The 16833-nt window shown below is 59.3% G+C and carries 16 protein-coding genes; 5 read left to right on the forward strand and 11 right to left on the reverse strand.

Annotated features, from left to right (window positions below; translation table 11 throughout):
• Nucleotide 1: 1 nt before the first annotated feature.
• From AC07VO_RS26270 to AC07VO_RS26290, 5 genes are all read right to left on the reverse strand, one after another.
• Nucleotides 2-394, reverse strand: a complete 393-nt coding sequence (locus AC07VO_RS26270; RefSeq protein ID WP_018927920.1) for a tautomerase family protein — start codon at nucleotides 392-394, stop codon at nucleotides 2-4.
• A gap of 201 nt (nucleotides 395-595) precedes the next feature.
• Nucleotides 596-1453, reverse strand: coding sequence for a 3,4-dihydroxyphenylacetate 2,3-dioxygenase (gene hpaD / locus AC07VO_RS26275; protein WP_018927921.1), 858 nt, complete (start codon nucleotides 1451-1453; stop codon nucleotides 596-598).
• Between the two features lie 108 nt (nucleotides 1454-1561).
• Entirely contained in the window at nucleotides 1562-3022 is a 1461-nt protein-coding gene (gene hpaE, locus AC07VO_RS26280; protein ID WP_192351267.1) for a 5-carboxymethyl-2-hydroxymuconate semialdehyde dehydrogenase, read from the reverse strand.
• Between the two features lie 5 nt (nucleotides 3023-3027).
• Nucleotides 3028-3798, reverse strand: a complete 771-nt coding sequence (locus tag AC07VO_RS26285) for a fumarylacetoacetate hydrolase family protein (RefSeq protein WP_018927923.1) — start codon at nucleotides 3796-3798, stop codon at nucleotides 3028-3030.
• An 11-nt stretch (nucleotides 3799-3809) separates the two neighbouring features.
• Complete coding sequence (locus AC07VO_RS26290) at nucleotides 3810-4466, reverse strand: fumarylacetoacetate hydrolase family protein (RefSeq protein WP_192351269.1); 657 nt, start codon at nucleotides 4464-4466, stop codon at nucleotides 3810-3812.
• Nucleotides 4467-4655: 189 nt separating this feature from the next.
• On the opposite strand from AC07VO_RS26290, the gene hpaA reads away from it, so the two are divergent.
• On the forward strand, nucleotides 4656-5558 hold the full coding sequence (hpaA, locus tag AC07VO_RS26295; RefSeq protein ID WP_018927925.1) for a 4-hydroxyphenylacetate catabolism regulatory protein HpaA: 903 nt from the start codon (nucleotides 4656-4658) through the stop codon (nucleotides 5556-5558).
• A gap of 115 nt (nucleotides 5559-5673) precedes the next feature.
• Here hpaA and AC07VO_RS26300 read toward each other — a convergent pair whose 3' ends face one another.
• The gene (locus tag AC07VO_RS26300) at nucleotides 5674-6930 is read right to left on the reverse strand and encodes an OprD family porin (RefSeq protein WP_192351271.1); all 1257 of its coding nucleotides are present in this window, start codon (nucleotides 6928-6930) and stop codon (nucleotides 5674-5676) included.
• A gap of 254 nt (nucleotides 6931-7184) precedes the next feature.
• Between AC07VO_RS26300 and hpaR the strand changes: the two genes are divergently transcribed.
• The 4 genes from hpaR (at nucleotide 7185) to pcaG (ending at nucleotide 10122) form a co-directional block, all read left to right on the forward strand.
• A complete protein-coding gene (hpaR, locus tag AC07VO_RS26305; protein WP_026286558.1) occupies nucleotides 7185-7607 on the forward strand; it encodes a homoprotocatechuate degradation operon regulator HpaR in 423 nt (140 codons plus the stop codon).
• A gap of 145 nt (nucleotides 7608-7752) precedes the next feature.
• Complete coding sequence (gene pcaQ, locus AC07VO_RS26310; protein WP_018927929.1) at nucleotides 7753-8682, forward strand: pca operon transcription factor PcaQ; 930 nt, start codon at nucleotides 7753-7755, stop codon at nucleotides 8680-8682.
• Between the two features lie 103 nt (nucleotides 8683-8785).
• Nucleotides 8786-9505, forward strand: a complete 720-nt coding sequence (gene pcaH, locus AC07VO_RS26315; protein WP_018927930.1) for a protocatechuate 3,4-dioxygenase subunit beta — start codon at nucleotides 8786-8788, stop codon at nucleotides 9503-9505.
• Nucleotides 9506-9516: 11 nt separating this feature from the next.
• Nucleotides 9517-10122, forward strand: a complete 606-nt coding sequence (pcaG, locus tag AC07VO_RS26320) for a protocatechuate 3,4-dioxygenase subunit alpha (RefSeq protein ID WP_018927931.1) — start codon at nucleotides 9517-9519, stop codon at nucleotides 10120-10122.
• Between the two features lie 104 nt (nucleotides 10123-10226).
• On the opposite strand, the gene AC07VO_RS26325 is transcribed toward pcaG, so the two are convergent.
• The 5 genes from AC07VO_RS26325 to AC07VO_RS26345 all read right to left on the reverse strand — a co-directional run bounded on the left by AC07VO_RS26325 (nucleotide 10227) and on the right by AC07VO_RS26345 (nucleotide 16816).
• Nucleotides 10227-12650, reverse strand: a complete 2424-nt coding sequence (locus AC07VO_RS26325; RefSeq protein WP_018927932.1) for a glucose/quinate/shikimate family membrane-bound PQQ-dependent dehydrogenase — start codon at nucleotides 12648-12650, stop codon at nucleotides 10227-10229.
• 244 nt (nucleotides 12651-12894) lie between these two features.
• A complete protein-coding gene (locus tag AC07VO_RS26330; protein ID WP_064617408.1) occupies nucleotides 12895-14049 on the reverse strand; it encodes an alginate O-acetyltransferase AlgX-related protein in 1155 nt (384 codons plus the stop codon).
• Nucleotides 14049-15458, reverse strand: a complete 1410-nt coding sequence (locus AC07VO_RS26335; RefSeq protein ID WP_192351273.1) for an MBOAT family O-acyltransferase — start codon at nucleotides 15456-15458, stop codon at nucleotides 14049-14051. Before AC07VO_RS26335 ends, AC07VO_RS26330 begins: the two co-directional genes overlap by 1 nt.
• Before the next feature lie 18 nt (nucleotides 15459-15476).
• Nucleotides 15477-16151, reverse strand: coding sequence for an alginate O-acetyltransferase AlgF (locus AC07VO_RS26340; protein WP_064617413.1), 675 nt, complete (start codon nucleotides 16149-16151; stop codon nucleotides 15477-15479).
• Nucleotides 16148-16816, reverse strand: coding sequence for an SGNH/GDSL hydrolase family protein (locus AC07VO_RS26345; RefSeq protein WP_026286561.1), 669 nt, complete (start codon nucleotides 16814-16816; stop codon nucleotides 16148-16150). Before AC07VO_RS26345 ends, AC07VO_RS26340 begins: the two co-directional genes overlap by 4 nt.
• Between the last annotated feature and the right edge of the window lie 17 nt (nucleotides 16817-16833).

A 16833-nucleotide genomic window follows, 5' to 3' on the forward strand; every position in this document is an offset into this window, starting at 1 on the left:
ATCAGCCCGCCTGGTTCTTCAAGAAGGCATGCACGTTGTTCTGCTTGAAATTCAGTTCGGGGTGCAGCTCGATCATCTCGAACGACAGCGCCAGCAGCCGTTGCGACTGCAGTTCGGCGAAGTGCTCGGTGATTACGTTGAACAGTGTTTGTGCGACTGTCTGCCGGGTCGGCAGATCTCGTCCGTGACCGACCTTGAGGGTCATATGGACGAAGGCGTAATCGTGCTTGCCATCAGCCATGCGCCAGGTGTCCAGGCGCACTCCACGACTGCGGATGCCGCCCAGGGGGAACACGCCGCTGTCGCCGAGGGAGGCGTGGACTTTTTCGAACAGGCTGGGCAAGTCGGCTTGTTGTTCGATGTTGTCGGTGTATTCAGCAATGAAATGAGGCATGTGAGTCTCCCGTAACGTTGATGTTTCGCATCGCGTAGCAGCTGTCGAGCGGAGCGAGGCAGCGTCCGGCTGCGAAGCAGTCGTAACCCCATACACCTCTGTGTTTCAGGTAAATCGAGAGCACCGGTTTTACGAGGACTACGTCCTCGGACGCCGCCTCGCTCCGCTCGACAGCTGCTACGCCAGTTCCTGTCTGGTACCTCAGAGAGGGAAAATGGCGTTGATCTGGCCAGTGCCTGAACTGCCGAAGGGCTCGGTCAGTACTTCCACCGGTTTGTTGTACTCGGGCCCGCCAAGCAGTCCGAGGAGCATGGCGGTGTCGTGCATCTTGCCTTCGCCGAAGCAGTGCTCGGCGTAGTCCGGGAGCATTGCGCAAAACTCCTTGAAGCGACCTTGCTTCCACATCTCGACCACGTGCAGGTCCATCTGCTTGTCGAATTCACGGGTCCAGTTGTGAATGTTGGCTTCGGCTTCACGGTCGTCGGAGAAACGGTGGGACAGCGAGCCGGAGGCCAGCACCAGCACCTTGCGGTCGCTCCTATCGATGGCCCGGCGCACGGCAGCGCCGAAGGCGAAGCTGTCTTCCAGGCGATGCCAGGCGCACCAGGCGGCGATGGAGATCACGTCAAACTTCTGCTCGTCCGGGACGCCCATGTGCATGTAGCGCATAGGTACCAGAGTGCCGTATTCCAACTCCAGGCTCGGGATGTTGTGGGCCATGGTGCGCACCCCGGCCTGATTGGCCTCGGTGGCGATCAGCTCGCCCAACGCTGGGCAACCCGGGTACTCGTACTCCATGTTCTTGATGAAGTGCGGCAGTTCGTTGCTGGTGTAGATGCCCTTGAAATGCTCGCCGCAGTTGACGTGATAGCCGCTGTTGACCAACCAGTGCACGTCGAACACCACGGCGGTGTCGGCACCGAGCTCGCGGGCGCGACGGCCGATTTCCTTGTGTCCGGCAATTGCCGCCTCGCGACAACCGTGATGCTTGCCGGGCAGTTCCGACAGGTACATCGAGGGTACATGGCAGATTTTCGCGGCCAGGACGACTTCGCCCATGATGATTCTCCTGAAATTGTTGTTATTCGATTCAATCTGGTGGCCAGTGAAGGCTGCGATGAGCCGATGCGCGGCCCATCGCTGCCTTCAGCAGCGACCATCGGCTGTTCAGAGACCCCAACGCGGGATGTGATGACTGCCCATGGAAATGCAGATGTTCTTGATTTCGGCGAACACCTCAAAGCTGTACTGGCCGCCTTCGCGTCCGGTACCGGAACCTTTCACACCACCGAACGGCTGACGCAAGTCCCGCACGTTCTGACTGTTGATGAACACCATGCCGGCTTCGATGCCGTAGGCCAGGCGATGGGCCTTGCCGATGTCCTGGGTCCAGATGTAAGACGCCAGGCCATACTCGGTATCGTTGGCCAGTTGCAGGGCCTCGGCTTCGTCCTTGAACGGAATCAGGCACACCACCGGACCGAAGATCTCTTCCTGGGCGATACGCATCTTGTTGTTCACGTCGGCGAACACCGTCGGCTGAATGAACTGGCCTTTACTCAGGTGCGCCGGCAAGTTGGCCGGACGTTCCAGACCACCGGCGAGGAGGGTGGCGCCTTCCTCGATGCCGATCTTGATGTAGCCAGTGACCTTGTCGTAGTGGGCCTGAGTGATCATCGAGCCGACCTGAGTCTTCGGGTTCTGTGGATCGCCGACGATCAAGCGTTTGGCGCGGGCAGCAAACTCGGCGACGAACTGAGGGTAAACGCTTTCCTGAATGAAGATCCGGCTACCAGCGGTGCAGCGTTCGCCGTTCAGCGAGAAGATGGTGAACAGTGCGGCGTCGAGGGCGCGCTCCAGGTCCGCATCTTCAAAGATCAGCACCGGTGACTTGCCGCCGAGTTCCATGGAGTATTTTTTGAGGCCGGCGGTCTGCATGATTTTCTTGCCGGTGGCGGTACCTCCAGTGAACGAAATTGCGCGCACATCCGGGTGCCGAACCAGTGCGTCACCGGCGGTGGCGCCGTAACCCTGGATGACGTTGAGCACGCCATTGGGAATGCCAGCCTCAACAGCCAGACGACCGAGTTCGTTGGCTGTCAGCGGGGACAGCTCGGACATCTTCAGCACTGCAGTATTGCCCAGTGCCAGGCACGGCGCGGTTTTCCAGGTGGCTGTCATGAACGGCACGTTCCACGGTGACACCAGACCGCAAACACCCACCGGCTGATACAGGGTGTAGTTGAGCATCTGGTCGTCGACGGGGTAAGAGTGACCGTCCATGCGGGTGCAGACTTCGGCGAAGAAATCGAAGTTGTGCGAAGCGCGGGGGATCAACACATTTTTGGTCTGATGGATCGGAAGGCCCGTGTCCAGCGTTTCCAGTTCGGCCAGACGCGGGACATTCTGCTCGATCAGCTCACCGAGCTTGCGCATCAGTCGGGCACGTTCCTTGGCTGGCGTATTAGCCCACTTGGGGAAGGCTTCCTTGGCCGCGGCTACGGCCTGAGCGACTTCTTCGGCGCCGCCGCTGGCGATTTCACCGATGGCTTCGCCGGTGGCCGGGTTGTAGTTGACGAAAACGTCTTTGCTTTCGACCTCACGGCCGTTGATCCAGTGTTTGATCATGCTGCTCAAGCCTCTTTACGGGCGGAGAAGAATTCCGCTTCGCTAACAATTCGATTAACCAGGCGACCCACGCCTTCCACTTCCACAATCACTTCATCGCCGGGAACCACATCGGCCAGACCTTCCGGCGTGCCCGTAGCGATCATGTCGCCGGGCTGCAAGGTCATGAAGCTGGACAGGTATTCGATCAGGTAAGGGATGTCGAAAATCATGTCGGAGGTCGAGCCTTCCTGACGTAACTCACCGTTGATCCAGGTGCGCAGTTTCAGGTTGCTCGGGTCCGGCACGTCGGCGACGTCGACGATCCACGGACCGACCGGCGTCGTGGCATCGCGGTTCTTCACCCGCAGGTTGGGCCGGTAGTAATTTTCCAGGTAGTCACGGATCGCGTAGTCGTTGCACACCGTGTAGCCGGCCAGGTACTGGAGGGCGTCTTCACGCTTGACGTTACGCGCGGGCTTGCCGATGACGGCGACCAGTTCGCACTCGTAGTGCATATAGGCGACGTTGTCCGGGCGCCATGTAGCCTGGTTATGGCCGGTGTAGGTGCCCGGGGACTTGATGAACGCCAGGGGCTCGGTGGGCGGCTTGAAGGCCAACTCGGCGGCGTGGTCGGCGTAGTTCAGGCCCAGGGCGAACATGCTGCCGGTGGCCGGTGGCAGCCATTGCACTTGTTCTTCGGCCAGCAGGCGGCCGTCGGCCAGGCGCACGGCGTTGTGCTCTTCGACATGGACGAGGTGGACTTCACCTTCAAAGCGGATACGGGCGTGTTTCATGGAAGCTCCTGTTACTCGGCCACGATGTGGTTGACGAGGCGGCCCAGGCCGCTGATTTCGACTTCGACGGTGTCACCGGGCTGGACATCGACACGGCCTTCAGGGGTGCCTGTGATCAGCACATCGCCTTCGTGGAGGGTCATGAATTCGCTGATTTCGGCGATCAACTGGGGAATGCTGCGGACAAAGTTGGCCGTGGAGTTTTCCTGGCGTAGTTCACCGTTGACGAACAGTTTCAGACTCAACTGATGCGGATCGGCGAGCTGGTCACGGCCCACCAATTCCGGGCCCAGCGAGCAGAAGCCGTCACGACACTTGGCTTTCACCGCCGGGCGGTAGTAGCTGTCTTCCGGCAGGCTGAACTCATTGACGATGGTGTAGCCGGCCACATGTTCCAGCGCATTCTCGATGCTGACCCGGCTGGCGCTTTTACCGATCACCACACCCAGTGCAGGCCCCGGTTGCAGGCGTTCACCTTGCGGATGAATCACCGTGCGGTCATGACCATTGCGGGTGTTGGGCGTCTTGATGAACAGCACCGGTTTAACCGGCGGCTTCTGGTAAGGCGCTTGCTCGAATTCGGCGACACGCTGGTTCAGCAACCCTTGATAGTTCAGCGCAACGCCGAACAGGGTGCCGTTCGCAACATCATGCAGGGCACGGCTCATGCTTTTCTCCTGGCAATGGCGGAGCAGTGACTGCTTCGCGAAATATTCGTTAACCTGTTAACGTTATAATTAATATGTTAACAATCGTCAAGCGTGGCAAAATGCGCTGGCAGTGGTTAGCCGCCGCAAACCGGCGCAGGATGAAAGTCCTTGCACTGCCAACACGCAAACAAGAAAGAGAACCGAGCGATGATCGATCGTCAGCCGATCCCCAATATCAACATCGGTCAGGTCTACGACCAGCGTTACAGCGATGCCGAAGTGCACTACGACAAACTCGGCAATCTGGCTGAGTTCTTCGGCCGCAATATGCCCGTGCACCGACACGACCGGTTCTTCCAGGTGCATTACGTGAAGAGCGGTGCGGTGCGGGTCTATCTGGATGACCAGCAATACCTCGAGTCGGGACCTATGTTTTTCCTCACGCCACCGACGGTGGCCCATTCCTTCGTCACCGAAGCGGACGCCGACGGGCATGTGTTGACGGTGCGCCAGCAACTGGTCTGGCAGTTGATCGATGCCGATCCGAGTCTGGCGCCGGGCTCGCAGTTGCCAGCGGCTTGCGTGGCATTGGCGGGGCTGGCACCACAGTTCCAGCCCGAGGTCAGGAGACTGGAGTTTCTGTTCGAGGAACTGTGCAACGAGATCAACGGCGACAAGCCAGGGCGGGGGGCGGCCTTGGAGAGCCTGACGCGATTGATCGTGATCAGCCTGCTCAGGCTGTGCGCCAATTCCCTGGAAGCCCGCCCGGCACGCCATGAAGACTTGCGGATCTTCCACCGCTTCAACGAATTGATCGAAGACCATTACCTGCAGCACTGGCCGCTGTCGCGCTATGCCGATGGCATTGGTGTTACCGAGGCACGGCTCAACGATGTCTGCCGGCGCATTGCCGACCTGCCGTCCAAACGTTTGATCCTTGAACGGCTGATGCAGGAGGCCAAGCGTCTGTTGTTGTTCACTGGCAGTTCGGCCAATGAAATCTGCTACCAGTTGGGCTTCAAGGACCCGGCCTATTTCAGTCGGTTTTTCCAGCGTTATGCGCTGGTGACCCCTGGGGAGTACCGCCTGCGGCAGTCGGGTTTGCGCTGAGGTAGCCATGTTTGCTTCTCGATAGGCGCCGAGTGTTTGTCGAGCAATCATGGTCGCAGCCGGTGCCCTGAAAAATGGCTTTTACAGGGAACCGATTGCACTTTTCATGGGCGGCTCACCACAAGGCCAGGCTGTAGCCGATGATGATCCGGTTTTCGTCTATATCGCTGGTCAGGCCGTTGCTTGAGCGAAGAGTGGCGTTGCGTAGCCGCACATTGACGTTCTTCAGCGGACCACTCTGCACCGTGTAAACCAGGTCGGTGTCACGCTCCCATTCCCGACCGTTACGCACGGTGGAGGTTTGCACATGAGAGCCGTCGACATAGCGAGTCATGAAGGTCAGCCCAGGCAGGCCCAGGGCCGCGAAGTTGTAGTCGTAACGCGCCTGCCAGGCGTCGGTCTCGGCCTTGGTGAAGACGTTGATGGTCACCAGGTTTACTGAATATGGGGCCAGGCCCGGAAAGGCGAAGTCGCCGTCTCCGGAGAGATTCTGGTACCCCAGGCCGAATTTATGGGCACCCATCGACAGGCTTACCATGCCGTTGAAAAAACGGTTGTCGATCTTGCCGCCATCGACCCTGGATGGACTGCGCAATTCATGGTTGCCTTGTTCGCGAGTATCGAAATAGCGCAAATCGCTGCGCAGATTCACACCTTCTGCCAAGGGCAATTCATGCACCAGACCGATGAAGTGCTGGCTGTAGATGTCCTGCATCCGGGCGTAATAATAGGTCGCTGCCAGGTGTGGATTGATCGCGTAGGTGCCACCGGCCAGATCGAGATGGCTGCTTTGCACACCGGCGTAACTCATCTCGTCATTGCTGGAGGAGTCTCGTAGGTTCTGCTTTTCCAGGCGGCCCAGATTCAGGGTCAGGCCGTCGACTTCCTGGGAGGTGACCAGCTCACCGCTGTAGGTTGAGGGCAGCAGTCGGGTGTCGTTATAGGCGGCCACGGGCAGTTGCGGCTGTAGGGTGCCGAGTTTGAGCACGGTCTTCGATGTTCGCAGCTTGGCGGTCAGGCCCAATTCGCTGTAGCTGTCCTCTGGTTGCTGGCTGGCGCCAAAGGGCAGCAAGCCGGTGCCTCGACGATCGCGACTGGAGTCAAGTTTCACCCCGAGTTCGCCCAAGGCATCGACCCCGAAACCGACCATGCCGTCGGTGTAACCCGACTCCAGGCGTAATACAAAACCCTGGGCCCACTCTTCGGCCTTGTTCTGTGGTGCGTTGCTCTGACGAAAGTCTCGGTTCATGTAGAAATTGCGCAGGTCCAAACTGGCTTTACTGTCCTGGACAAAATCAGCGTGAGCGCTAAACGGGCTAAACGCGGCGCACAGGGCAACGCTTGCCGCCGTGCGAAGGAGGCACGAATGCATGAGGGGGGTCCTTTTGTTGTTTTTGTAGGTATCACCCCCTATTCGGTAAGGGGTGTCATATAGTTAACATCTTATCTATTATTTGCGTAGCGTTTTTTTCAGTTTTTTCAGAAGGAATAGGGGTGGTGGCGATTATTTTTTATCTGAGATCAGTTATTTGTTTATAAGTTAATGATGTGCTGCAGAGGGGATGTTGCATGCACTCTGTGCCGACTCTAAGCTTTGACGCTTCGACCTCTTTTTCCGCGTGAACCATGCCGACCCCCAGACCGTCCCTTACGCTCACCTTGTTGCAGGCCCGCGAAGCAGCCATGGCATTTTTCCGGCCGTTGCTCAACGAACATGATCTGACTGAACAGCAATGGCGGGTGATCCGTATCTTGCGTCAGCACGGCGAACTGGAAAGCCATCAACTGGCCAATCTGGCATGCATCCTCAAACCGAGCATGACCGGCGTGCTGTCCCGGCTGGAGCGCGACGGTATCGTCCGGCGCAGGAAGTCGTCCGAAGATCAGCGCCGGGTATTCATCGCCCTGACCGAGCAGGGGCAGCAGTGTTTCGTCGACATGAGTGCGGGGATGGAAAGCAACTACTTGAAGATTCAGGAGCAGTTCGGCGCGGAGTCGCTTGAGCAGTTGCTGGAACTGCTCAATAAATTGAAGAACATCAAGCCCTAATTGACGCAATGTCCTGTATTTGACATCCCCTCCGAGCAAGTCAAAAAAGTCCATTGCCACCATCCGATCACCAGGAAATTGAGCGCACGCTAAGATTGCCTGCAAACGTTTCGATACCAATGAGGCAACCTCACGGGGCTCCGTAGTGAACATCGACACCCGCATCAAATTCCGTCACCTCGTGTGCTTTCTCGAAATGGCTCGTCAGGGCAGTCTGGCGCGGGCGGCGGATGTGTTGGCGGTGAGTCAGCCAGCGATGTCGAAGACGCTCAAGGAGCTGGAGGAACTGCTGGCGGCAAGTCTGTTTATACGCAGTAAAAGTGGTGTGAACCTGACCGAAGCCGGGGTTGCCTTTTTGCGTTATGCCGGGCCTTCGGTGCAGGCGTTGCGTGATGGGGTGAACACCTTGCGCGGTGGCGAATATGCGGCAGGCACGGTTCGACTCGGCGTGTTGTCGACAGTGGAAAGTTTGCTGGTGCCTGAGGTTGTACGGCGCTTGCACGAGCGCCATTCGGCGCTGGTGGTGAGTGTGGTGACCGGGCCAAGCGCCTATTTGTTGTCGCAGTTGCGGGTGGGTGACGTGGACCTGGTGGTCGGCCGTATGACAGATAGCCCGGAGATTCAGGGGCTGACCTTCGAGCATCTGTACAGTGAATCCATGACACTGGTGGTGCGTCCCGATCATCCCTTGCTGGCCGAGCCACTGGAGCGTAGCGCCCTGGAAGATTTCCCGCTGGTGCTGCCGCTGGCAGGAACGACGATTCGCAAATATGCCGATAGCCTGTTCGTGCAATGTGGCATCAGCCAGTCGCGGCAGCGTCTGGAAACCTTGTCCGTGACCCTGAGCCGTCGTTATGTGTTGTCCAGCGAGGCGATCTGGATCGCGCCTCTGGATGCCGTGCGCCTGGATCTGGCAAGCGGCGAACTGCTTGAGATCAACCTGGGGCAGCGCGAACCGGGTGGTTCGGTGGGGATTTCCAGTAACGCCAGCTTGCCGTTGTCACTGGCGGCCCAGTGGTGCGTCGAGGTGCTGCGCGAGGTAGGGCAGGCGTATCGCGAAGGGTCTTATCCATAACCATTTGGTTATGTATTGAGGGTGGCTTTTCAATATTCCCCAGCCTTCTGTTGTTTGAAACTGCGCAGGTAGTGCTCCATAAATCAAACAACAGGAGATCGACATGTCTGATGCAGACAGCAGTCGTTTCGTTATTCGTGACCGTAATTGGCACCCCAAAGCCCTGACCCCTGATTACAAAACCTCTGTCGCCCGTTCTCCACGCCAAGCCTTGGTGAGCATCCCCCAGTCGGCCAGCGAAACCAGCGGCCCGGATTTCTCTCACCTGAAGATGGGGCGGTTCGATAACGACCTGCTACTCAACTTCAATAATGGTGGGCTGCCGGTGGGCGAGAGGATCATCGTTTCCGGCCGGGTCTGTGATCAATATGGCAAGCCCATCCCGCATACCCTGGTGGAGATGTGGCAGGCCAACGCCGGCGGTCGCTACCGGCACAAGAATGATCGCTACCTGGCACCACTGGACCCGAATTTCGGTGGTGTCGGCCGGGCTCTGACCGACCGTGACGGCTACTACAGCTTCCGCACCGTGAAACCCGGTCCGTATCCTTGGCGCAACGGTCCGAATGACTGGCGCCCGGCGCACATCCATTTCTCCATCAGCGGGCCATCGATCGCCACGCGCCTGATCACCCAGCTGTATTTCGAAGGCGATCCACTGATCCCGATGTGCCCGATCGTCAAGTCGATCGCCAATCCAGAGGCGGTACAGAGCCTGATCGCCCGGCTCGACATGGGTAATGCCAATCCGATGGATTGCCTGGCCTATCGTTTCGACATCGTGCTGCGCGGCCAGCGCAAGACCCACTTCGAAAACTGCTGAGGAGTCCGTCCATGCCTATCGAACTGCTACCCGAAACCCCTTCGCAAACGGCCGGCCCCTATGTGCATATCGGTCTGGCCCTAGAGGCTGCCGGCAACCCGACACGGCCGGAAGAAATCTGGAATCAGATGGCCAAGCCGGGTGCCGAGGGCGAACAGATTCTGCTGATCGGTCATGTCTATGACGGCAACGGTCACCTGGTGCGAGACTCGTTTCTGGAGTTTTGGCAGGCCAATCATGAAGGTGTCTACGACCCGGTCTTCGACTCGGAAAAAACCTTCAACAGCTTCGGCCGAACCGCCACCACCTTCGATGCGGGGGAGTGGACACTCAATACCATCAAGCCGGGCGTGGTGAACAATGCCGCCGGGGTGCCGATGGCGCCGCACATCAATGTGTCGCTGTTTGCCCGCGGGATCAATATTCACCTGCAAACCCGGCTGTACTTTGCCGATGAGCCACAAGCCAACGCGACGTGCCCGGTGCTTAATCTGATCGAGCAACCGCAGCGTCGCGAAACGCTGATAGCGCAGCGTTGCGAGGTGGATGGCAAGGCGGCTTATCGTTTCGACATACGTATTCAGGGGGAGGGTGAAACGGTGTTCTTCGATTTTTAAAACCCGCTTCGCGCCGAGCCAGCGAGTTCAACGGGCCAAGCGTGCAGACAACAAAAAGCCGCTGCCACCCTCACAGGGCGGCAGCGGCTTTTTGTTGTTACGGGTTACTTGCTATCAGGCAGCGCGTAAGCGATCACATAATCGCCGCGATCGGGTGACTGACGCGCACCACCCGCGGTGATGACAATGTACTGCTTGCCTGTTTTCGGCGACACATACGTCATCGGGCCACCCTGGCTGCCCACGGGTAGCCGGGCTTTCCAGGCCTCTTGTCCGTTGGCGGAGTTGAAGGCGCGCAGGTAGTAGTCCTGTGTACCGGCGATGAACACCAGGCCGCCCTGGGTAGAGAGCGTACCACCCAGCGTCGGCATGCCGATCGGCAACGGCAGATGCATCTTGATACCCAACGGGCCAGTGTCCTGGACGGTGCCGACCGGCACTTGCCACGCGACTTTCTGGGTTTTCATGTCGATCGCGGTCAGTGTGCCAAAAGGCGGTGCCTGGCAAGGGATGCCGGCAACCGACAGGAAGCGGTTCTTGTTCACTGCATACGGGGTGCCTTTGAGCGGTACTGCGCCCATGCCGGTGTTCAGTGCTTCACCACCGGAAGAGGTCTTGGCATCTTTCTGCGCCGCAATCATCTGGATCCACAGGCCCAGACGCATGTCGTTGACGAAGATAAAACCGTGTACCGGGTCAGTCGAGATACCACCCCAGTTCATCCCTCCCAGCGAGCCCGGGAAGCTCAGCGAGATATCGGTGCCTGGTGCGGTGTACAGCCCGTCGTAACGCATTTTCTTGAACGAGATACGGCAGAGCAGTTGATCGAACGGCGTTGCCCCCCACATGTCCGACTCGGTCAGCGTTTGCGCGCCGATCGCTGGCATGCCCACCGATTTCGGCTGAGTCAGCGAGTAAGGTTCGTTCGGGATGTTCGAGGTTTTGACCGGAACCTCTTCCACCTTGGTCAGCGGTTTGCCGGTGGCGCGGTCAAGCACGAAGATCTGGCCGGCTTTGGTGCCGATCACTACGGCGGGCACCTTGCTGCCGTCGGCTTTGGTGAAGTCGATCAGGCTTGGCTGCATGGGCAGGTCGAAGTCCCACAGGTCGTTGTGGACGGTTTGGTAGACCCACTTTTCTTCGCCGGTTGTTGCGTTCAGTGCAAGAACGGAAGCGCCGTACTTGTGGTTCAGTGCCGTACGTTCCACACCGTAGATGTCGGTGGACGAACTGCCCATCGGCAAGAACACGGTGTTCATCGCCGGGTCGTAGGACATCGGTGCCCAACTGTTGGGCGTGCTGCGCACGTAGGTGCTGCCGGCCGCCGGAGCCTGCTTGTCTTCGGGGTTGCCCGGGTCGAATGCCCAGCGCATCTCGCCGGTGACGACGTCGAAACCACGGATCACGCCACCTGGCATGTCGGTCTGGACGTTGTCGGCGACACGGCCGCCGACAACCACGGTGGTCCCGGCCATCAGCGGTGCCGATGACAGCTGGTAATAGGAATCAGGGACGTCGCCAAGACCTGCTTTCAGATCAACCTGGCCGTTGTTACCGAAGCCCTGGCAGAACTCCCCTGTATCGGCGTCCACTGCAATCAGGCGCGCATCGATGGTGTTGGTCAGCAGACGGCGCTGGCAGTTGGCGCCGGCCGGTACTGATACGGGCTTGGCAGGTGTGCTGCCGTCAGCAGGCTGGGCGAGCGCGGCGGTAGCGTCGAAGTAGGCGATACCGCGGCAACGTTGCCAAACACGGGTCTTGGCGTTGATCTCGTTCTTCCACAGCTGTTTACCGGTATCGGCATCCAGTGCGATGAGGTTGTTGTGCGGGGTGCAGATGAACACCTTGTCGCCAACCTGCAACGGTGTCATCTGATCTTCGGCGCCATTGCCGTCGCTGATCGCGATGTCCCCGGTATTGTAGGTCCATGCCGGCACCAGCTTCGAGACGTTGCTACGGTTGATCTGGTCCAGAGCAGCGAAGCGGCCGCCACCTTCGTCGTTACCGTAGTGTTCCCAGTTTTTCTGGGCCTTGGCAGGGTCGACCGTGGTCAGGCCAGGGCCGTCACCGGTCGGCGAAACAGGGGCATGGGGTACGAACATACCGGCACCACCTGCAACGATGGCGACTGCCAGCACACCGCTCAGAGCGTAGCCACTGCGACCGCTGGCCAGGCTATTGGCCTTGCGCAGATGGGGGTAGACCAATGCCACCAACAGGCTCAGCACGCCCAGGGCGAACAAGCGAGAGATCAGTGGCCAGAAATTCAGTCCGACATCGGCCAGCGCCCAAATCACGGTCAGCACCATCACCGCCGCGAACAGCCAGGCACCTTGCAGACGCTGCTTGAAGAGCAGTACGGCAGAGACGATCAAACCGAAACCGGCGAGCAGGAAGTACCAGCTGCCGCCCAGCGTGGCGAGGTAGCCACCACCTGCTGCGAAGAATAATCCAAATACCAGCACACCGAAGGCGACGACCCAGATGGGCCAGCGGCTGACGGATGCCGAAGGTCGAGACTTAGTCATGTTGCATGATCCTACTGACGCATGAACGTTTGTGGGGAGGGTTAAGAGCAGTGAAGGCAAGTCTGAAAATAGTTGTTAACTATTTGGTTAATTGCGCAAAGATATCAAAAAAAGCGAGCCCTGCGACAAATTGTCATTTGCCGGAAAGGAGAAACACTGTTGCGAAGATGGTAACAATCGAGAGAAATGCCCCTGAACACACGGGGCGAGCTGGCGAAGATTGCCTTCAGCCAGGTGTGATTGCCTACCGCAAAGAGCGATAGGCAATGGGGTCGACGTACGCCGATTGCAGGTCCCGCTCCGGGATTTCCCAGATGATTTGCTTTGGCGGCGTTTCTTTGGAAGCCGGGTTGTTGAGGTAGCTGTTTGCAGCGCCAGAGAACGCTCCACCGTCTTTGGCGAAGTTACCCACGGGGGCGCCCAGTGCCTGCTGCAGAAACCCTGCGAAGTTGGAGTTGCGTGAGAATGAAGTGCCGATGAGCGCGGTGTTGGGGAGGTCGGCATCGCCAAAAAGGTCTGCCTCAGTGTCAGGGTTGGCGGCCGACGTAACGGGAAGTTCGTGGGTGCTGGTTTGGGCGACCATGTCAGGTGCGGGTTGCCATTTGAGCGGCAGCCAGTCGATGCCCGCCAGATGGACCAGATCGCCAGGTCGAACCGCGAGCGGGGCATGACGTTCATTGAACGACCTGCTTGGCGTGGCGCTGATGCCCAGGGTCTTCAGGCGCTGTGTGATGGCATCGGCCGCCGTTTTCGCGCCGGATTCGCTCCAGTGCGTATCGGTGCGCAACCAGGCACTGGCCCCCAGTGGCGTCAGCGCCGCGGTGAGGTCCAGATTCGACACGCCGCCCGCATCCAGCTTTGAGGTCCAGGCCTGGATGCGTCCTTCGAGAGCGGCTGGGCGATGCAGTGTGCAACGCTGCTCGGAAGCGATGCGGCTCTTGTCTGGAACGATGACCACCAGCAGGCTGATACCACGCTGGGAGAGCTGCTGCTTTAGATCAATCACGGCCTGGGCTTTGGCATCGGCATTGCGCTGCGCTTGATGGTTGACCTTGAGCTCATCGGCCAAAAACAACCAGCCAGGACAACCTGAGCGAACCCTCGGCCCGGTGTCACTGAGGAGCAGCCAACTGACTCCGCGCTCCAGCTTGGCGAAGGTCGTGGGGAGGTGAGCGTTCGACAGTTCCTTGGCGAGTCGATGAGTGATATCGCCGTCAAGAATCTGCGAGGTCTGCACTTCACCGGGTAACAGTGAGATCTGCCCTGAAACGATCAGACGGCCAGAGGACAGCAGTCCGACGAACAGGAATATCAGCAGCGCCACGCCTGCCAACCGACTGCTGCGAATCGCCAAATCATCTGGCTGAGTAGGGAGCGGGGGAGGCTTTAGGGTTGTCATCAGAATTGGAAGTACAGGAAGGGTACGGTTTCGCGACTGGCGATCAGTGCGAACGACAGCATGAAACCGGCGATGGGCCAAAGGGCGGTGGTGTGGAGCAATAGGCCGCCCAGTCGTTTCTCACAGTAAGGGTGCAACAACGGTGCAACGACACCGAACACCCCCAGCAAACCCGCAAGGCCGTGTACCGGGCGTAGGGTCGCGGACAGTTCGTCACCGAGGGCAATGCCTTGCAGGCCGAACTGTCCGGCATACAGGCTCAGCGCGCTGTGAAAGTCGGGGGCGCGGAACAGTGTCCAGGCCAGGCAGACGAACAGCAGGGTCAGCCCATGGGAAAACACTGGCTGTAACGGGGGCAGGGTAGAGCTGTTCCAGACACGATTCACACACAACGCAATACCATGGGCGCTGCCCCACAGCAGATAATTCCAGCTATCGCCACCGTGCCAGAGGCCGGCGATAGCCATGATCAGGAACAGGTTGCGATAGGTTTTCCAGGTGCCGTTGCGATTACCACCCAGCGAAATATACAGATAGTCACGCAGCCAGCTGGACAGCGACAAATGCCAGCGGCGCCAGAAGTCCTGGATGCTGTTGGCCAGATAGGGACGGTTGAAGTTCTCGGGAAAGTGGAAGCCCAGCATCAATCCAAGACCAATGGCCATGGCGCTGTAGCCGGCGAAGTCGAAGAACAGTTGCAAGGAGTAAGCAAGGCAGCCGATCCAGGCGTCAGAGAAACTTGGGTTCTGCACATTGAACGCCACATCGACCACCGGCGACAGGGTGTCGGCCACCAGGACCTTCATGCTCATCCCGACCATGAACCGGCGTGCGCCCAGCGAGAAATTCTGCCAGTTGAAGTGACGCTGATTCAGCTCACGCCGAACCCAGTTATAGCGAATGATGGGACCGGCGACCGAATGGCCGAACATCGAAATATAGGTGGCGTAATTAATGAAGCTGCGTTCGGCCGGCACGGTGCGGCGGTGTACATCCACCAGATAGGAAATCGCCTGCAAGACGATAAACGATAGCCCGGCCGGCATGATGACTCGCTGCCAGTCCAGCGGCATGGCGCCAGACCAGGCAAGGGCATCGATCAACGTACCGGCGACGATGTTGGCGTACTTGTACCAGCACAGCACCGCTGTGTTGAGCACGATCAGTGTCACGAGTAGCCGCACGCGACCCTTGTCTTTTTCCCGCAAGGCGTCAATCAGCAAGCCGCCGGCCCACGCCGTGATCGTCAGCACCACATGCACTGCGAGGAACCGAGGGCTCAACCAGCCATAGAACAGCCAGCTGCCGATCAGTAACGTGACGTTGCGCCAGGCGGCTGGGCACACTGCATAGCTGCACAAGAACAGCGGCAGGAACAACGTCAGAAACTCGAGAGAGGCAAAAACCATGGTGGTGGCGCGATCCGATCAGTGGGCCAGGACGTCAGTCGCGAGCAACAGGTGCGGGCCATTTGCACCAGGCAGCAGCACAACGCTGTAGCGCTCGCCGGCCTTGAGCTGGCCGAGGTCAAGTGGCGCACCGACATTGGTTTGGGCGCAGACCAATTGAACCGACAGGCTGACCGGGTTGATCGCTCGGCGTTGCACGCTGCCGTCGGCCACCTCCTTGAACAGGTCGGTGTTTTTTCCCGCAGCACGCAAACCGGCCTGGGTGCACGCTGGATCGGCACTGATAAACGCCAGCGAGGCTCTCAGGCTATTGAAATCGTCGGGTTGCTCACGGATGACGACCTGACGGATACCTTGAGCGCTATCTGGCAAAGCGATCACACTGGCGAATTCGCCTGCTGCCACCTGGATGTCCAGCGGCTGGCTTTTGCCGTTGCGTTCCAGGGTGCCCTTGATCGGCTGGTTGGCGGGCACGGGCAGGTAGTCGGACACGGCATTCGAACCCTCGAGCCTGAGGCTGGCCCGCGAGCCTTCGGCCAGCAGCTGCAAGGGGCGGTCGGCGGCGTTGATAAAGCGCAAGAAGGCCGAGTCCTGATCCGGGCCCGTCGGGTACAGGGCAATGTCGGCGGCCTGGGCGTGCAGGCTCAGCATCAAGGGCGCGAACAGCGCCCAGCCACATGCGGATCGAGTCATTTGCCGGCTCCTGTGCTGCTGACGGTGTCGGCGGGCAACTTGGCCAACGCACCACCAATCGCAGTGCCCCAGGCTTGATAACCGGCAACGGTAAAGTGCTGCCCATCGGTGGTGATCCACTGCCCGGGTTTGGAGAACGTCAGCGAATCGATGTAGGTGCAAGGCGCCACGTTCGCGGCTAAAAACTGCGACATCAACTGGGTGCGGGCATCATTCTTCTGGTACATGCCACCGGCTTTGCCCCAGGCCGGGCCCACCCAGGCGCAACGGGTCCCGGTGGCCGCGATGGCCTTGGCCAGGCCGGTGACGCTTTGCCATGCCCAGGCCTTCGGAAACACGGGCTTGTCGTAGGACGCCATGGTGTCGCCGATGACCAGTACCACCAGGTCGGGCTTGTCGGCGGCGATCAGGTCCTGGATCGGTGTGGTGGTGGCGTCACGACCCTTGATCACCATCTTGTCGTTGCCTTTGCGCTCGGCACCGCAGTCGACCTTTTTACTGATCAGCCAGTCGCCGGCGCTGGCGCCACAGGCACCGATGGAGTGAACCAGGGCGCCTTGGCGAGTCAGGTTGTCGTGCAGCGGCTCCAGCAAATGGTCCGCGAGGCTCATATGGCTCTCCCCAAGAACAAGGAGCGTCAGGCCGGCAAGGGCAGAAGTGGGCATCGGAAACTCCAGAATGA

This window comes from Pseudomonas sp. GW821-FHT03E01, from assembly GCF_059420765.1.